The following is a 15,829-nucleotide window of genomic DNA, read 5'->3' as shown; positions in this document are numbered from 1 at the left end:
CAATAAACGTTCAACGGGGATGAACCATGCAAATGTCGCGCTCGTGGATTGTCTCTGTCGTGGCGGCGGGCCTGCTCGCCACCTCGGGCGGCGCCGCCACCGCCTCGCCCGACTACGAGCTGGCCTACTGGAACATGAACGAGGGACCCGGCTCCAGCGTCATGCACGACGTCAGCGGGCACGGCTTCCACGGGCGGATCGGCCGCGAGGTGGCCACCGGCATCCAGTCGGACGGCCGGACGGCGTACGGCTTCGAACGCCTCGAACCCGACACCCCGCCGGCCCGGCCCGGCCACCTGGTGATCGTCCCCGACGACGAGCGGCTCAACCCGGGCAGCCGCGACTACTCCATCGAGATGCGGCTGCGCACCCGCGACCACTTCGGCAACATCGTGCAGAAGGGGCAGGCCACGGTCCGCGGCGGCAGCTTCAAGCTGCAGATCCCCAACGGGCGGGTGCAGTGCTGGTTCCGGGGCTCGCGCACCTCGCTGCTGGTGACGGCGCCGCGCCCGATCAACGACGGGCGCTGGCACACCGTACGGTGTCAACGAACCGGCGACGGCGTGAGCCTGGCCGTCGACGGCGACGTAGTGGCCCAGCGCGAGGGCTGGACCGGCCCGATCGCCAATTCGTGGCCCATCGCGATCGGCGGGAAGACGGACTGCGACCAGGTGGACGTGGGCTGTGACTACTTCGCCGGGGACATCGACTTCATCGCGATCGACGTGGAAGATCCCGGCTGGTAACAGGAGTTGACACCCGTCCCGATCCGGGCGAATGTTCCTCAGGTGAGCGACGAGTGGCCGATCGCGGGAAACCTGCTGGCGGCAAGATACCGGCTGGTCACGCTCCTCGAGACGGGTGGGATGGCCCAGATCTGGCGGGCCGACGACGAGCTGCTGGCCCGCCCGGTCGCCGTCAAACTGCCCAAGGGATCGCAGGTCGTCTGGCGCGAGGCGCGGATGGCGGCCAAGCTTCAGCACCCCAACATCGCGGCCGTCCACGACTACCGCGAGGCGGTGCGGGCCGACGGCACGGTGGCGCCGTTCGTGGTGATGGAGCTGCTGGCCGGCGAGAGCGTGGCGGCCCGGCTCGAGCGGGAGCCGATCGAGCTGCCCGAGGCGGCCCGCATCGGCGCCGCGGTGGCCGACGCGCTGGCCGCGGCCCACGCCAACGGGGTGGTGCACCGCGACATCAAGCCGGGCAACGTCATGCTCACCCCGACCGGCGTGAAGATCCTCGACTTCGGCATCAGCGCCACGGCCGGCGAGCCGGACGACGACGAGTCCGGGTCGACGTTCGGCACCCCGGCCTACGTGGCGCCGGAAAGGCTGGACGGCATGCCGGCCGAGCCCGCGACCGACGTGTACGGGCTCGGCGTGCTGCTGTTCGAGATGGTGACCGGCGACCCGCCCTACCCGGTGGACACGTGGGAAGAGCTGGCCGCGGCCCGGGCGACCGGCCCGAACGTGCTCCCGCCGGATCTGCCGGAGAGTTTCCGTACGCTGGTCGGCCGCTGCCTGGCCGAGGACCCGGCCGACCGCCCCGGCGCCGACGAGGTCCGCTTCGACCTGACCGCCCTGTGGCTCAAGCCCGAGCCCTCCGACGCGGCGCCCGTCCCCAGAAAGGACACTGCCGACGCGCCATCGGCCGTCGCGATCGCCGCCCCGGCCCGGTCGCGGCCCACCACGGCGGCGCCTCAGCAGCGCGCCTACGCCCCCGGCCGGGCCTCCGCGGCCACCGTCGCCCTCACCCCGCCGCCGGCGAGGCGCTGGGTGCTCGGTGTGGCGGTGGTGGTGCTGCTGGCCGCGGTCGGTGGCGCCGTCCTGGCCGTCAACTGGCCGCGGGCGAACAACGAGACCGCCGCCCCCGAACTGCCGCCGCCGGCGATCCTGACCGAGTCGGCCGCCCCCGCCACGACGCCGCCCAGCGCCCCGCCCACGACCACCAGCTACTCCCCCACTCCGAAGCCGTCGCCCACGCTGACCTTCGACGACGCGGTGAGCCGGTTCCGCAGCGCGGTCGAGAACGCCGACATCCGCTCCGACGTGGCTCTCGACCTGTTCAACCTGTTCGACCCGCTGGCCACCGGCGACGGGCGGAACGTGGCCGGCCAGGCCGGGGCCGTACGCCGGAAGATCAACGACCGGGTCCGCGAGGGCAGCCTCACCCCGGCCCAGGGCAGCCTGTTCCGCTCCCGCCTGGCCGACGTGACGCGTGCGGCCGGCACTTAGGACCAGTTCGGCCGAGCACGCGGGGGCTGCGGCTCTCCCGTGCCGGCCGCACAGGCCCTAAGCCGTGAGGCAGCGACCGTCCGGCAGCAGCCCGGCGTACCACTCGTGCCACCGTTCGGCCGGGGCCGGCGTCACGTCGCCGAACACGCACGCGTCGCCCACCCGCACGGCGTACAGCAGGGCCCCGGGCACGCTGGGGTCGCTGTCGCGCGCCAGCCGCACCACGGCATCGGGGTAGCCGCCGGTGGTCAGCGCCCGCCGCACCTCGGCCGCGTCCTGCTCGGTGGCCGACAACTCGCCCGCCCCGGCATCGTGCACCTTGAGATGCACGGCCACCGCGGCCTCGTCGAGCGCCTCGCTCTCACCGATGCGCGGCACATTCGTCCGCCGGTCGCTGTCCTTCAACTCGTACGCGCAGTGCCCGTCCTCGTCGTTGACCGGGTCGGAGCAGCCCATCGTGACCGCGTCGACCTCGACCATCGCCGGCTCGGACGGGCCGCACCCGGCCACCATGGTCAGCGCGGCCGCCGACAGCAGCCACCCCAGCCTGGGGCTCACGCGGAGCCGCGGATGACCAGGCGGGTCGGCAGCACGATCTCGGCGTCGCCCGACTCGCTGCCGTCGATCTTGGCCAGCAGCAGCCGGACCATCTCGCGGCCCATCTCCGCGATGGGCTGGTCGACGCTGGTCAGCGGCGGGTCGGTGTGCCGGGCGATGACCGAGTCGTCGAAGCCGATCACGGCCACGTCCTCGGGGGTGCGGCGGCCGTAGCGGCGCAGCACCTGCAGGGCGCCGGCGGCCATCATGTCGGACGCGGCGAACACGGCGTCCAGGTCGGGGTACTGCTCGAGCAGGCGGTGCATGGCAGCCGCCCCGCTTTCCTCGCTGAAGTCGCCGAACGCGACCGGGCCGTCGCCGACCACGTCGCGGTAGCCCTCGAGGCGGGCGATGCCGGCCGCCATGTCGAGCGGGCCGGTGATGGCGGCGATCCGGCGGCGGCCCTGCGACCACAGGTACGACACGGCCTCGCGGGCGCCGGCGCGGTTGTCGGCGTCGACGTAGGTGCCTCGCTCGGCGTACATGGGACGGCCGACGCGCACGGTAGCCACCCCGCGCTCCTCGAGGACGGCGGGCAGCGGGTCGTCGCCGTGCAGCGACAGCAGCAGCGCGCCGTCGACGTGCTGGCGGGTCAGGTAGCCCTCGAGCCGGCGGCGCTCCTCCGGGGCCTGCGCGATCATGAGGACCATCTGCAGGTTGCGGGCGACCAGCACGGTCGAGATCGACTGCACGATGCGCCCGAAGAACGGCTCGGCGAAGAACCGCTCGCCCGACTCGAAGATGACCAGGGCGATCGAGTCGGTGCGCTGGGTGACCAGCGTGCGGGCGGCGCGGTTGGGCACGTACCCGAGCTCTTGGATCGCGTCTTCCACGGCCTGCCGCGCGCGGGGGCTCACCTGTTGCGACCCGTTCACCACGCGGGACACGGTGCCCCGGCCGACGCCGGCGCGCACCGCGACCTCTTCCAGGGTCGGCCGGCCGCTCGCCCGGTTCCGCTCCGTCGTCATCGATGGCACCTCCCCGGCGCGCCGCTGGTCGCGCGCCCGATCAAGGCGCGATCGGTGGCCGCGCCCGACACAAGGTACCTGCCCAGCGCTTGCCGCAACATGATCGCTCCGGTCAATCCCGGGACGGAGTGTCGCCGAAGCTCGCAAAACGGGGCGTCCCGGCGCTACGGAGCGTGTCGGAAGCGCCGGAGCTGGGGTGCGGTGGCGGCGATCGCCGCGGTGGCGGCCACGGCGGTGAGCCCACCCAGAACCAGTGCGGCCCCGCCCGAGGTGGCCGCGGCGACCAGGCCCGCCCGCACGGTGCCAAGCTGGGGGCCGGCCGCGCCGGCGATGTGTTCCAGCGACGAGATGCGGCCGCGGTAGCCGGGCGGGGTCACCGTCTGGACGACCGTGCCGCGCGAGACGACCGCCCAGGTGTCGGCGGCGCCCGCGATCGCCAGGAGCAGCAGGAACAGCGCCAGGTTGCTGGTCAGGCCGGCCGCTCCGAGCGCGGCGCCCCACACCGCGCCGCAGATCAGCATGAGGCGGCCGGGGCGCGGCTCACGGGTGGCCGGGCCGGACAGCAGCATCGCCAGCACGCCGCCCACGGCCAGCGCCGTCGTGAACAGGCCCAGCACCTCGGGCCGGCCGCCGAACTTCTCCGCGTTCACGATCGGGAACAGCGCCACCGGCATGGCGAAGGAGGTGGCGGCCAGGTCGGCCAGCAGGGCCCCGCGCACGGCCGGGGTCCTTCCCGCGTACGCGAAACCGGCCCGCACCGACCGCCAGCCGGGAGCCCCCTCGGCCGCCGGCACCCCGGACGGCAGACCGGCCAGCCCGGCCAGCGCCGCCCCGAAGGTGATCGTGTCGAAGACCAGGCACCAGCCCACCCCGGCCACGGCGGTGAGCACGCCCGCCGCGGCCGGCCCGAGCAGCATCGCCACCTGGAACGAAAGGTGGTTGAGGGCGAGCCCGGCCGCGAGCCGGTCCCCGGTCAGAAGAGCCGGTACGAAAGTCTGCCGGGCCGGGCCGACCAGCCCGCCCAGCCCCGCCTGCAGCGCCACCAGCCCGAGCATCGCGGGCACGCCGCCGGCGTCGGTGAACGCCACGAAGGCCATCGCGGCCGAGATCACGATTTGGGCGACCGTGCAGCGCAGGGCCAGCCGCCGCCGGTCGACGTGGTCGGTGAAGGCGCTGCCGGCCAGGGCGACGACGATCAGCGGCAGACCGGTGGCCAGCCCGACCAGGCCCAGCGCGGCGCCGCTGCGGGTGCTGTCCCAGACGTAGAACATGACCGCGAACACGCCGAACTGACCGCCGAAGCCGGACGCCGTCGTCCCCAGCCACAGCCGCCGGAACGTCCGGTTCTCGCGCAACGGCCGCAGATCGGTCAGCACGTTCACGAGCGCAGCCGCTCCGCGAACGGCTTGGTGGCCAGAAGCTGCCGCAGGTCGGCCACCACCTGCGTCATCGAGTACGGCAGTTCCTCGTCGAGCCGCCGCACCGCCGCCTCGGTCGACCGCCACTCGGCGACCATGAACGGCATGAGCTCGCGCGAGCGGGCGGTGAGACCGATCGGGCGGGTCCGGCCGTCGGCGCCCGCCGTGCTCTCGACGAACCCGGCCCGGGCCATGGCGGCCGCGGTCTGGCTCATCGCCGAGTGCGACACCCCGCGCCGGTCGGCCAGCTCGCGGATCGTCATCGGCCCGAACCGGTGCAGGGCGATGAGCGGGCCCACGAAGCGGGTGCGCATGCCCTCGATGCCGGCCTTGGTGTAGAGGGCGGCGACGTCCCGGTCGAGCTCGGCCAGCAGCGCGTGCAGGTCGCTCCAGTGATTGCTGTCGAGCAGGTCCACCGGAGCAATGTAACAGCGCTTATATATTTCCTGCGAGCCGCGGCAGCGTCACGATGACCGCCGTCCCCCGCCCCGGTTCGCTCTCGATGCGCACCGAGCCGCCGTGGCCGTCGACGATCGCCTTGACGATGCTCAGCCCCAGGCCGGCCCCCTGCACCTCGGCCCGTTCGGCGTCGGCCGCGCGGCGGAACGGCGCCAGCACACGTTCCCGGTCGGCCGCGCTCATGCCGATGCCGGTGTCCCGCACGACCAGTTCGACGTGGTCGCCGCGGCCGGCCGCGCTGACCGTGATGCCGCCGCGCGGGGTGAACTTGACCGCGTTGAGGACCAGGCGCTCGATCACCTGGATCAGCCGGGCCTCGTCGGCCTCGACCGGAACCGGTTCGGGCGCGTCGGCCCGGATCTGCAGACCCCGGCCTTCGGCCAGGACCCCATTGCGTACGACCGCCGCGCGCGACAATTCGGCCAGGTCCAGCCCGCGCTTGGTCAGCCGCAGCTGGTCCTGCCCGGCCTGCGCGGCCAGCAGCATGTCCTCGACCAGGGCCATCAGCCGGTCGGAGTTGCGCCGGATGCGGGTCAGGAACTCGACCCCGGCGGCCGGCTCCACGTCGTCGTCGGCCAGCATCTCGAGGTAGCCGTTGATGGAGGTCAGCGGGGTCCGCAGCTCGTGCGTCACGCGCGAGAGGAACTCGTCCTTGACCTGGTCGGCCTCGCGCAGCCGCTCGTTGGCGGCGTCCAGCCCGCGGGCGTACTGGCGCAGCTCGAGCTGGGCCACCACGTGCCGGGCCAGCGTCTTCAGGCCCTGACTCTCGGCCGGGGTGAGCAGCCGGGGCTCGTGGTCGATGACGCACAGGCTGCCCAGCACTTCGCCGGTCGACGTGACCAGCGGGGCACCGGCGTAGAAGACGATGCCGGGCGCGCCGGTGACCAGCGGGTTGTCCTCGAACCGCGGGTCGAGGCGGGCGTCGGGCACCTGCATGACGTCGACCTCGTACATGGCGTGCGCGCAGAACGAGTCCTCGCGGGCCGTCTCGCAGAGGTCCAGCCCGACCCGCGCCTTGAACCACTGGCGGTCCGAATCGACCAGGCTGACCAGGGCGATCGGTGCGCGGCAGAGCTGCGCGGCGAGCACCGCGATGTCGTCGAAGTCGCTCTCCGGCGCCGTGTCCAGCACCCCGTAGCCGCGCAGCGTCGCGAGACGCTGCTGCTCGGCTGCGTCCGACTCGACCAGTACGACTGACATGTCCCGCCCCCTTCGTTGATGATTGGCCTTGATCCCGTCGGGGGTTAACGGTCGGCGACGGCCTCAGCGGCCTGAGCGGACCCGCGGGTGCAGGACAGTGCTCACGGGTTGCCTCTGCGGTGCTCGAAAATCAGATAAGTTTCCGTGCCGGCGATCAGGCGCGTCCCGCTCAGGCGTTCGGTGATCACCTCGCGCAGGTCCTCGACGTCCGCCGTGGCCACGTGCAGCAGGAAGTCATAAGAACCAGAAACGAAATACACGTCCCGTACGGCGGGGATGCCGGCCAGTGACTCGGCGAACTTGCCGATGGCGTCCCGCGACTCCGAGCGGATCCGCACCGCGATCATGGCCTGGATGGGACGGCCGATCCAGGCCGGGTCGACGTCGGCGTGGAAGCCCCGGATCGCGCCCAGCTCGCGCAGCCGCCGGATCCGGGTCAGGCAGGTCGAGGGCGCGATGCCGACCCGCTCGGCCAGCGCGTTGTTGGGCATGCGGCCGTCGACCTCGAGCAGGGCGAGCAGGTCGCGGTCGATGTGATCCAGACCTCGAAGATCCTTCGGTACGTCGGTCATTTGAGCCCCGCCTGTCGCAGCATCTTCACCTCATCGCGTACAGGCAGAATCTTATTCGCTCGTCTTGCGGGCAAACAGCACATCGTTTCACGCTGATGCCGACGCGACGAGAGGACCTGAGATGCACATCGGTGTGCCGGCTGAGATCAAGAACCACGAGTACCGGGTGGCCATCACCCCCGCGGGAGTCGCCGAATTCGTGCGCCGCGGCCACAACGTGCTCGTCGAGGCGGGCGCGGGCGCCGGCTCGGCCATCACCGACCAGGACTTCGTGGCGGCCGGGGCCGAGATCGCGCCCGACGCCGACACCGTGTGGCAGCGGGCCGACCTGCTGCTCAAGGTCAAGGAGCCGATCGCCGCCGAGTACCACCGCCTGCGGGCCGGGCAGGTGCTGTTCACCTACCTGCACCTGGCGGCCGACGCCGACGGCACCAAGGCGCTGCTGGCCAGCGGCACCACCGCCATCGCGTACGAGACGGTGCAGTTGACCGACGGCTCGCTGCCGCTGCTGGCCCCGATGAGCGAGGTCGCCGGCCGGCTCGCCCCCCAGGTCGGCGCGTACAGCCTGATGCGCAACTCGGGCGGCCGGGGCGTCCTGCCCGGCGGTGTTCCCGGGGTCAGCCCGGCCAAGGTGACGGTCATCGGCGGCGGCGTCTCCGGCGTCAACGCGGCGACGATCGCGCTGGGCCTGGGGGCCGACGTCACCGTGCTCGACCTGAACATCGCCCGGCTGCGGCAGATCGACGCCCAGTTCGGCGGCCGGGTCAAGACGCTGGTGTCCTCGGCGTACGCGCTCGAGCAGAGCTGCCTCGAGGCCGACATGGTGATCGGCGCGGTGCTCGTGCCGGGCGCGAAGGCCCCCAAGCTGGTCTCGAACGACCTGGTGAAGCGGATGAAGCCGGGCTCGGTGCTGGTCGACATCGCGATCGACCAGGGCGGCTGCTTCGAGGACTCGCGGCCGACCACCCACGAGAACCCGGTCTACAAGGTGCACGAGTCGGTGTTCTACTGCGTGGCCAACATGCCCGGCGCGGTGCCCAACACCTCGACCTACGCCCTGACCAACGCCACCCTGCCGTACGCGTTGAAGCTGGCCGACCTGGGCTGGAAGGCCGCGTTGAACGCCGACCCGGCGCTGGCGCTCGGCCTCAGCGTCCACGACGGCACCCTGACGAACGCCGAGGTCGGCGCCGCGCTGGGCCTCCCGTCCGTCGAGATCGGTTCGGTTCTGAATTGAGAACAAGGGGGCGGGGCATCCCGCCCCCTTGTTCTGCCTACAGGTAGTTGGAGATGTGCGACAGGTCGGCCGCGCTCAGGCGGTCGGTGCTGGTGTTGCGCTGGTGCCAGTACGGGTAGCGCAGGTTGTCGCCGCTGGCGTCGTCGAGCGCCTTGATCTCGTCGGGGGTCAGCTCGAGCTCGGCCGCGGCCAGGTTGTCGCGCAGCTGCTCGGTGGTGCGGGCGCCGACGATCAGCGAGGTCACGCCCGGCTTCTGGGCGATGTAGGCCAGCGACACCTGGGCCGCCGACACGTTGTGCGACTCGCCGATCTTCACCGCGACCTCGATCGAGTCGTACAGCTTGTCCTCGTCGTAGATCGGCGGCTCGCTCCACTCGGACAGGTGCCGGCTGCCCTCGGGCGCCGTCACGCCGCGCCGGTACTTGCCGGAGACCAGACCACCGGCCAGCGGGCTCCAGATGAGCAGGCCCACGCCCTGGTCGAGCGCGGCCGGCACGATCTCGGCCTCGATGTCGCGGTTGGCCAGCGAGTAGAACACCTGGGTGCTGGCGAACCTCTCGATCTGCCGGGCGTCGGAGATGCCGAGCGCCTTGACCATGTGCCAGGCCGAGTAGTTGGAGCACCCGATGTAGCGGACCTTGCCGCTGCGCACCAGGTCGTCCAGCGCGGTCAGGGTCTCTTCGAGCGGGGTCTGGCCGTCCCACTCGTGCACCTGGTAGAGGTCGATGTAGTCGGTGCCGAGCCGCCGCAGGCTGGCCTCGGCCCCGCGGATGATGTGGTGCCGCGAGAGCCCGGCGTCGTTCGGCCCCTCGCCCATCGGCATCCGCACCTTGGTCGCGATCAGCACGTCGTCGCGGCTGTCGCCGAGGGCCTCGCCGAGGATCTCCTCACTGAGCCCGTCCGAGTAGACGTCGGCCGTGTCGATGAGGTTGACGCCGGCGTCCCGCGCGATCGCGATCTGCTCCCGCGCCCCCGCCACGTCGATCTTGCCGACCGGGGACGCCCAGCCGGTGCCGCCGAAGCCCATCGTGCCCAGGGTGAACGTCGAGACCCGCAGACCCGTACGGCCTAGCTGCCGGTACTGCATCCTGATTCCCTCTTCCTTGCCATAGGTAGCGCTCCGCCCAGCCTTACCCTCCTCAGGCCCGGTGTCCACCGGAACGGGTGCGATCAAGAACGCATCGGAGTAGACCCAGTGACATGACCCCATTGATGCCGGTCGTGCTGGTCGCCACTCTCGGACTCGCTGCCCCTGCTGCTTCCACCGCTCCGGGGACGCCGGGCGTTGATCAGCAGTATCTGCCGGCGTCGAAGGCGGGGCTGATCACGTCGCGGACCACCGAGAGCAAGGTGTGGGCGACCGTGCAGCGGCAGGGTGGGCTGGGCGAGATCTTCTACCCGACGATCGGTGGGCCCAGTGCGCGGGCGCTCACGTTCGTGGTGACCGGGCGGGACGGGATTGAGGCGTCCCAGGTGCGTACGCAGCAAGTCGGGCCGCTGCGGTTCCGGCAGACCTTCGACGGAGGGCGGTGGAGGCTGACGGCCGACTACACCACCGACCCGGGCCGATCGTCGGTGCTGGTGGATCTGAAGTTCTCGGGCGGCCGTTCGTACGGGCTGTACGCGGTCTACGACCCGGCGTTGGGGAACTCGCGGGGCGGCGACTCGGGGCGGACCGTCGGAAAGGCGCTGGTCGCCACGGACGGCGGGGTGTCGAGCGCGCTGGCCGGGGACTTCGCGGGCACGTCGAGCGGGTTCGCCGGGGTCAGCGACGGGCACACCGACCTGCGCGACGGGCGGATGGACTGGCACTATCCATCGGCGGGGGCCGGAAGTCTGGTGCAGACCGCGCAGCTGCGGGGCAGGCATTCGGTGCTGGCACTTTCGTTCGGCGGGACCCCCACCGAAGCGCTGGCCGGCGCCCGTAAGTCGCTGCACTCCGGCTTCGAGCGGGTCGCGCGCGATTACGCGTACGGATGGAAGCGTTATCTGGCCGGGCTGAGTGACCCGCCGCGGGTGCTGCACAGCGCGGCCCAGCAGCAGCTCTACCGCACCTCGGCGCTGGTGCTGGCGGCGGCCGAGGACAAGACCCACCCCGGCGCGTACGTGGCCGCGCCGGCCTCGCCGTGGGCGTTCGGCACCGATGACCCGTCCGGCCCGTACCACCTGGTGTGGTCGCGCGACCTGTACCAGATAGCGACCGGCCTGATCGCGGCCGGCGACCGGGCCGGGGCGCGGCGGGCGCTCGACTTCCTGTTCGGCGTGCAGCAGAAGCCGGACGGCTCGTTCCCGCAGAACTCGCAGCTCGACGGGACGCCGGTGTGGGGCGGCCTGCAGCTCGACGAGGTGGCGCTGCCGATCGTGCTGGCCTACCAGCTCGGCGCACCCCACTGGTCCGGGGTCAAGAAGGCGGCCGACTTCCTGGTGTCGTATCCGCAGGCGCCGTTCACGCCGCAGGAGCGCTGGGAGAACCAGTCCGGCTACTCCCCCAACACCATCGCCACCGCGATCGCCGGGCTCGTGTGCGCGGCGTCGATCGCCACCGCCCAGGGCGACAAGGCGTCGGCGGCCCGCTACCTGGCGACGGCCGATTCGTGGCGGGCCAACGTCAAGAAGTGGACGGTAACGACGAACGGCCCGTACTCGTCGAAGCCGTACTTCCTGCGGTTGACCAAGGACGGCAAGCCGGACGTCGGTACCAAGTACAACATCGGCGACAGCGGCCCGGTCGGCGTCGACCAGCGCCGAGTGGTCGACCCGGGCTTCCTCGACCTGGTACGGCTGGGCATCCTCAAGCCGTCCGACGCGGACGTCGTGAACTCGTTGCCGGTGGTGGACAAGCAGCTCGGCGTGGCCACCCCGCGCGGCTTCTTCTGGCACCGGGCCAGCTTCGACGGCTTCGGCGAGCAACTGGACGGCAGCCAGTGGGAGTACAACGAGCCCGACGGATCCCTGGTCAGCCGGGGCCGCGCCTGGCCCCTGCTGACCGGCGAACGCGGCGAGTACGAACTGGCCGCCGGCAACCGCCGCACCGCCTTCGAGCGCCTGGCCACGATGACCCGAGCCACCGGCCCGGGCGGCATGCTGCCCGAACAGGTCTGGGACCGGACGTCCCCCGCCGGCCGGCCTGGCTTCGCTCCCGGCACGCCGACGTTCTCGGCCACGCCGCTCACCTGGGCCCACGCCCAGTACTTGAGGCTGGCTCGCAACCTGCAAGAGAACCGCATAACCGAACAGCCGGCCGCCGTGGCCGACCGCTACCTCCACTGACCCGCGTATTGAGGAGGCGGTAGGGCGGCCCTGAGCGCTACCGTGCCCGGGTGTTTGTGACGTCGGAGGATGGCACGCGGCTGGCCGTGAACCGGACGGGCGAGGGGCCGCCCGTGGTGCTGATACACGGTTCGGCGGGCGGGCTGGACTCGTTCGACCCGATCCTGCCGCTGCTGCGCGACCGTTTCGAGCTGTTGACGTACGCCCGCCGCGGCTACGCCCCCAGCGACGGCTGCACACGGGCCAAGACGTTCGCCGACGACGTGGCCGACCTCCGAGCCGTGGTCGCCGCGGCCGGCGGCGCGGCGCACGTGGTGGGCACGTCCTACGGCGCCACGGTTGCGCTGCATGCCGCTCTCGCGCTGGCCGGCCAACCACCAGCCGCAACGGAAGAAGGCACCGCTACGTCCGCCTCCGGCAGCGGACGAACCGTCAGCCGGCCTCCCGCCGCTGGCAAGATCGACAGCGGGATGACCGTCAGCGGCGGCACAAGCAGCGCGGCCGCTAGCCGTGGCGGAGCCAACAGCGCGGTCGCCGCTAGCAGCGCAACTGGCGGCGACGGAGGCGTCGGCGGCGGGAAGGTTGCCGGGGGCGTGGTGATCCGGTCGTTGGTGGTGTTCGAGCCGCCGATTTTCTCGGCCGGGGCGGGGCTGGCGGATGCGCTGGGACGCTATCGCGGGCTGCTTGAGGCCGGGGACCTGCTCGGCGCGGCCCGGTTGCTGGCGGCGGAAGTGGCCCGGGTACCCGCCGCAATTCTTCCCGCCATTGCCGCCCCGCCGGAGTCGGAGGCCGTCGGCTGTCTGCACGACCTCGAAGCCATGACGGCCGACACCACGGACGTCGAGCGTTGGTCGGCCATCACTGTCCCCACCTTGTTACTGCAGGGCAGCGACACGTGGCCCCCGATGCCGGACACGATGGAGGCGCTGGCCGCCGCGCTGCCTTCAGCCGCCCGCACCGTCCTGCCCGGCCAGTCCCATTTCGCGAGCCACACCGCCCCCGGCCTCTTCGCCGGCGCCCTGACCGATTTCCTGCGCAAGCAGGCATAGGAAAGCAGAGCACCGGGCGGACCCGCGTCTCAGGCCGGCCACTGCGGCCGGGCACTGCGGTGGTCGGGCTCAGCACCTGCGCCCGACGCTTACCTCGGCCTTCTGTTCCCGGCCGTTCGAGCGCACAGTCAGCGCTACGCACGTCGGCTCAGTGACCGTGTAGCCGCCGGCGAAGGCCAACCAGCCGTTGGGGTTCGGGCAGGCTGGTACGCGGATCGTGGTGCCCTCCGGGCCGGGGCTGCCCCAGCCGATGGTCACGCCGGGGGTGGTCACGGTCAGCTCGACCGCCCTCCCGGCCCGGACGAGCAGGCCGGTCTTGGCGAACAGGCGACCGGGCTCGCCCGAGTCGTTCGCCTGCAGCACTCCGGTGGGCAGGGCCACCGCGTCCAGCACCAGGCGGTAGCCGGAGTCCGGCGGGCGGCCGCCGATGTCGTGGGCGCAATCCACAACATCCGAGCCGGCGCTGCTGGGCGTAGCCGGCGACGCGGGCGCGGCACTGCCCGGCGCGGTTGGTGACGCGGCGGGGGCGGCGGTAGGGGGCGTGGGTGGCTCGGCTGAGCAGGCGGCCAGCAAAGGCACCAGCAGTGCGGCGCGCCAGCGTTTGTGGGTCACGCCCGAAAGACACCGGCGCGGGGTGCGAGGTTCCGCGGGTGGCTCACTTCTCGAGGATCTGCTTGAGGCGGGCCAAGTCGTCGGTCACTCGGGCGACGTCGCCGGTGAAGTCGGCGTCGGGGGTGCCGGGCGGGCGGCGTACGGAAAAGACGATCTCGCAGCCGTCGCCGTAGGGGACGACGCGCAGCGGGTTGAGGAACTGCTGGCCGGACTCGAGCGTGACCACGTGGTCGAGCACGCCGAAGCCGTTGCGCGGGGCGAACTCGACGCGGACGCGGCCCAGGGCCTCCGACTGCACGTACCAGTCGCCGTCCTGCCGCTCCACGGACTCGCCGAGGCCGGGCGCCCAGGCCATCAGGTTTTCCGGCTTCGAGACGTACGCGTAGACGTCGTTGGCGGAGCGGTCGATGCGCTCCGCGACGTGTGCCGTATCGGTCGTCATGCCCTGATCATCCGCTTCCGGTTCTCAGCCGGCCAGCCGGAACACCTCGGCGTGGCGCTGCCGGGCGGGCACCCGCAGCTCGCGCAGGCTGCGCAGCACGGCGTCGGTCATGGCGGCCGGGCCACAGACGTACACGTCACGCTCGGTGATGTCGGGAACCAGCGCCTGCAGATGGCCGGGGCTGAACGGCTGGTTGCCCTCGGCGGTGCGGCCGGTCAGCAGCTGCAGCCGGGCACCCCGCAGGTGAGCCAGATTGCGCAGCTCACCGAGCAGAACCGCGTCGGCCGATGTGCGTACGCGGTAAAGGACCACGATGTCGCCGTCGAGCGTTTCGTCCTCGAGCAGGGCACGAATCGGGGTCACGCCGATGCCGCCGGCGATCAACAGGGTGTCACTGCGGGTGCGTCCGGTCGCGGTGAAGGCGCCGTACGGGCCCTCGGCGAACACCCGCGTGCCGACCGGCAAGTCGCGGAGCCCCGCGCTGGTCGTCCCGATGCCCTTGGCGGTCAGGCGCAGCGAGTGACCGTCCGGCGCGGCCGACAGCGACCACGGATTCACCTGCCACCAGGGGTTGTGCCCCGGGAAGCGCCACAGGAAGAACTGCCCGGCACGAGCGTGCAGCTTGTGGAGTTCACGACCGGTCACATGCACCGAGACCACGTCGGGTGACTCGGCGATCACGGCCGCTACGCGCAGTCGGTGCCGGGCGTTACGGATCAACGGCAGGATCAGCCGCCCGGTCAGCAGCGCCCCGATCGCGAAGGCCCACAACCCCCACCAGTACGCCTGGGTGAAGTTGTTGGTCTTGAAGGCGCTCCCCTCGTACACCTGATGGACCACGCCGAGCACGACAACGACATAAACCAGCAGGTGAATGGCGTGCCAGACCTCGTACGGCAGCCGTCTGCGCGCGACCCGCACCGAGGTCACGGCGATGACGCCGACCAGCCCGGCCGCGATCATGCCGAGCAGGACGGGCATCTGCCGTGCCAGGGTCGGGATCTCGCTGAGAATCGGGATCCGGCCGGGCTGCGAGTAGCCGAGCAGCACAAATGTCGGATGCAACACGACGAGCCAGAAGATGGTGAACCCGGTCCAGCGGTGCCAGCCGGCCAGCTTGTCGAACCCGAGACGCCGGTCGAGGAACGGAAGCCGGCTGATCAGCAGCAGTTGCAAGGCCAGCGCGAACCCGAGGTGCAGGCCCAGGACGCGCCCGATCGTGGTCAGCGTGTTGTGGGCCGGGGTGTTCGGGCGGGCCAGCATGAGCTCGACGATCAGCAGGTTGAGCAGCAGAAAGGCCCAGAGCAGCAGGTACGCCGTCCGGGCCTGACCGGTGCGCCGCAGCTGCGGCCGGGCCAAGGTGCTCATCCGTACCTCCCGGGAGTGGGCCTAGTCTCCGGCCGCCCACAGCGGCGAAGCAATCACCCACACGACACCAACTCAGCGACGGTTCAGGGCTGCGGAGGAGATCAGCTCAAGCCACGCAAATCGACGGGAGTGGCGGGCGACAGCGATACTTGCCCCGGCGCCCGGGCAGACGGGCGGAGAGGGGCAAGTAGTGACGCAGCCGGCCAAGCCGACGGACGAAACCCAGCCGATCCCGAAAGCGGATGACCCCACCGAGGCCATCCCCACACCGGACGCGGCCGTTTCGTCATCCGCCGACCCCGAGAAACCGGCCCCCGCTTCCCCACCCCGCGACACACCCACAGCCGCAGGCCGGCCCGCAACCGCGGAGTCGCCAGCGACGACCGTCCGCGACCCGAAGCCG

General features: G+C 71.8%; 15 protein-coding genes. 5 read left to right on the top strand and 10 right to left on the bottom strand.

What is annotated here, in order from left to right; genetic code table 11:
* Positions 1–26 precede the first annotated feature (26 nt).
* Both OWR29_RS10250 and OWR29_RS10245 read left to right on the top strand, forming a co-directional pair.
* Complete coding sequence (locus tag OWR29_RS10250; protein WP_267562369.1) at positions 27–746, top strand: laminin G domain-containing protein; 720 nt, start codon at positions 27–29, stop codon at positions 744–746.
* Between the two features lie 42 nt (positions 747–788).
* Entirely contained in the window at positions 789–2,234 is a 1,446-nt protein-coding gene (locus OWR29_RS10245; protein ID WP_267562368.1) for a serine/threonine-protein kinase, read from the top strand.
* A gap of 57 nt (positions 2,235–2,291) precedes the next feature.
* Here OWR29_RS10245 and OWR29_RS10240 read toward each other — a convergent pair whose 3' ends face one another.
* The 6 genes from OWR29_RS10240 to OWR29_RS10215 all read right to left on the bottom strand — a co-directional run bounded on the left by OWR29_RS10240 (position 2,292) and on the right by OWR29_RS10215 (position 7,448).
* A complete protein-coding gene (locus OWR29_RS10240; protein WP_267562366.1) occupies positions 2,292–2,792 on the bottom strand; it encodes a hypothetical protein in 501 nt (166 codons plus the stop codon).
* Positions 2,789–3,799, bottom strand: coding sequence for a LacI family DNA-binding transcriptional regulator (locus OWR29_RS10235; protein WP_267562365.1), 1,011 nt, complete (start codon positions 3,797–3,799; stop codon positions 2,789–2,791). The genes OWR29_RS10240 and OWR29_RS10235 overlap by 4 nt, the downstream gene beginning before the upstream one ends.
* 164 nt (positions 3,800–3,963) lie before the next feature.
* The gene (locus OWR29_RS10230; protein ID WP_267562364.1) at positions 3,964–5,181 is read right to left on the bottom strand and encodes an MFS transporter; all 1,218 of its coding nucleotides are present in this window, start codon (positions 5,179–5,181) and stop codon (positions 3,964–3,966) included.
* Positions 5,178–5,633 (bottom strand): MarR family winged helix-turn-helix transcriptional regulator, encoded by a 456-nt coding sequence (locus OWR29_RS10225; protein WP_267562363.1) that lies wholly within the window; start codon positions 5,631–5,633, stop codon positions 5,178–5,180. Before OWR29_RS10225 ends, OWR29_RS10230 begins: the two co-directional genes overlap by 4 nt.
* 19 nt (positions 5,634–5,652) lie before the next feature.
* Positions 5,653–6,876 carry a GAF domain-containing sensor histidine kinase gene (locus OWR29_RS10220; protein ID WP_267562362.1) on the bottom strand — a complete coding sequence of 408 codons (1,224 nt, stop codon included), beginning with the start codon at positions 6,874–6,876 and terminating at the stop codon, positions 5,653–5,655.
* A gap of 101 nt (positions 6,877–6,977) precedes the next feature.
* Positions 6,978–7,448: an Lrp/AsnC family transcriptional regulator gene (locus tag OWR29_RS10215; protein WP_251801754.1), complete on the bottom strand. Its 471-nt coding sequence runs from the start codon at positions 7,446–7,448 to the stop codon at positions 6,978–6,980.
* Between the two features lie 121 nt (positions 7,449–7,569).
* On the opposite strand from OWR29_RS10215, the gene ald reads away from it, so the two are divergent.
* Complete coding sequence (gene ald, locus OWR29_RS10210) at positions 7,570–8,685, top strand: alanine dehydrogenase (protein ID WP_267562360.1); 1,116 nt, start codon at positions 7,570–7,572, stop codon at positions 8,683–8,685.
* 37 nt (positions 8,686–8,722) lie between these two features.
* On the opposite strand, the gene OWR29_RS10205 is transcribed toward ald, so the two are convergent.
* Positions 8,723–9,772: an aldo/keto reductase gene (locus OWR29_RS10205; protein ID WP_267562359.1), complete on the bottom strand. Its 1,050-nt coding sequence runs from the start codon at positions 9,770–9,772 to the stop codon at positions 8,723–8,725.
* A gap of 113 nt (positions 9,773–9,885) precedes the next feature.
* Between OWR29_RS10205 and OWR29_RS10200 the strand changes: the two genes are divergently transcribed.
* Both OWR29_RS10200 and OWR29_RS10195 read left to right on the top strand, forming a co-directional pair.
* Complete coding sequence (locus OWR29_RS10200; protein ID WP_267562358.1) at positions 9,886–11,955, top strand: glycoside hydrolase family 15 protein; 2,070 nt, start codon at positions 9,886–9,888, stop codon at positions 11,953–11,955.
* A 50-nt stretch (positions 11,956–12,005) separates the two neighbouring features.
* Positions 12,006–13,004 carry an alpha/beta fold hydrolase gene (locus tag OWR29_RS10195; RefSeq protein WP_267562357.1) on the top strand — a complete coding sequence of 333 codons (999 nt, stop codon included), beginning with the start codon at positions 12,006–12,008 and terminating at the stop codon, positions 13,002–13,004.
* A 69-nt stretch (positions 13,005–13,073) separates the two neighbouring features.
* Here OWR29_RS10195 and OWR29_RS10190 read toward each other — a convergent pair whose 3' ends face one another.
* From OWR29_RS10190 to OWR29_RS10180, 3 genes are read right to left on the bottom strand one after another with little or no spacing between them, the layout of a single operon-like run.
* Positions 13,074–13,616 (bottom strand): hypothetical protein, encoded by a 543-nt coding sequence (locus tag OWR29_RS10190; protein WP_267562356.1) that lies wholly within the window; start codon positions 13,614–13,616, stop codon positions 13,074–13,076.
* A 43-nt stretch (positions 13,617–13,659) separates the two neighbouring features.
* Entirely contained in the window at positions 13,660–14,058 is a 399-nt protein-coding gene (locus OWR29_RS10185; protein ID WP_267562353.1) for an SRPBCC family protein, read from the bottom strand.
* 24 nt (positions 14,059–14,082) lie between these two features.
* Positions 14,083–15,426 carry a ferredoxin reductase family protein gene (locus OWR29_RS10180; RefSeq protein ID WP_267562352.1) on the bottom strand — a complete coding sequence of 448 codons (1,344 nt, stop codon included), beginning with the start codon at positions 15,424–15,426 and terminating at the stop codon, positions 14,083–14,085.
* Positions 15,427–15,829: the final 403 nt, after the last annotated feature.

This window comes from Paractinoplanes pyxinae (genome assembly GCF_026626335.1).
Taxonomy (GTDB): Bacteria; Actinomycetota; Actinomycetes; order Mycobacteriales; family Micromonosporaceae; genus Actinoplanes; species Actinoplanes pyxinae.
Note: the sequence above shows the minus strand (reverse complement) of the source record. Positions and strands in the feature narration are given on the sequence as shown.

Bases quoted from the DNA above. Each gene is read 5' to 3' on its own strand.
- OWR29_RS10250 (WP_267562369.1), top strand. From the start codon at position 27: ATGCAAATGTCGCGCTCGTGGATTGTCTCTGTCGTGGCGGCGGGCCTG.
- OWR29_RS10235 (WP_267562365.1), bottom strand. From the start codon at position 3,799: ATGACGACGGAGCGGAACCGGGCGAGCGGCCGGCCGACCCTGGAAGAG.
- OWR29_RS10220 (WP_267562362.1), bottom strand. From the start codon at position 6,876: ATGTCAGTCGTACTGGTCGAGTCGGACGCAGCCGAGCAGCAGCGTCTC.
- OWR29_RS10215 (WP_251801754.1), bottom strand. From the start codon at position 7,448: ATGACCGACGTACCGAAGGATCTTCGAGGTCTGGATCACATCGACCGC.
- ald (WP_267562360.1), top strand. From the start codon at position 7,570: ATGCACATCGGTGTGCCGGCTGAGATCAAGAACCACGAGTACCGGGTG.
- OWR29_RS10205 (WP_267562359.1), bottom strand. From the start codon at position 9,772: ATGCAGTACCGGCAGCTAGGCCGTACGGGTCTGCGGGTCTCGACGTTC.
- OWR29_RS10200 (WP_267562358.1), top strand. From the start codon at position 9,886: ATGACCCCATTGATGCCGGTCGTGCTGGTCGCCACTCTCGGACTCGCT.
- OWR29_RS10185 (WP_267562353.1), bottom strand. From the start codon at position 14,058: ATGACGACCGATACGGCACACGTCGCGGAGCGCATCGACCGCTCCGCC.
- OWR29_RS10180 (WP_267562352.1), bottom strand. From the start codon at position 15,426: ATGAGCACCTTGGCCCGGCCGCAGCTGCGGCGCACCGGTCAGGCCCGG.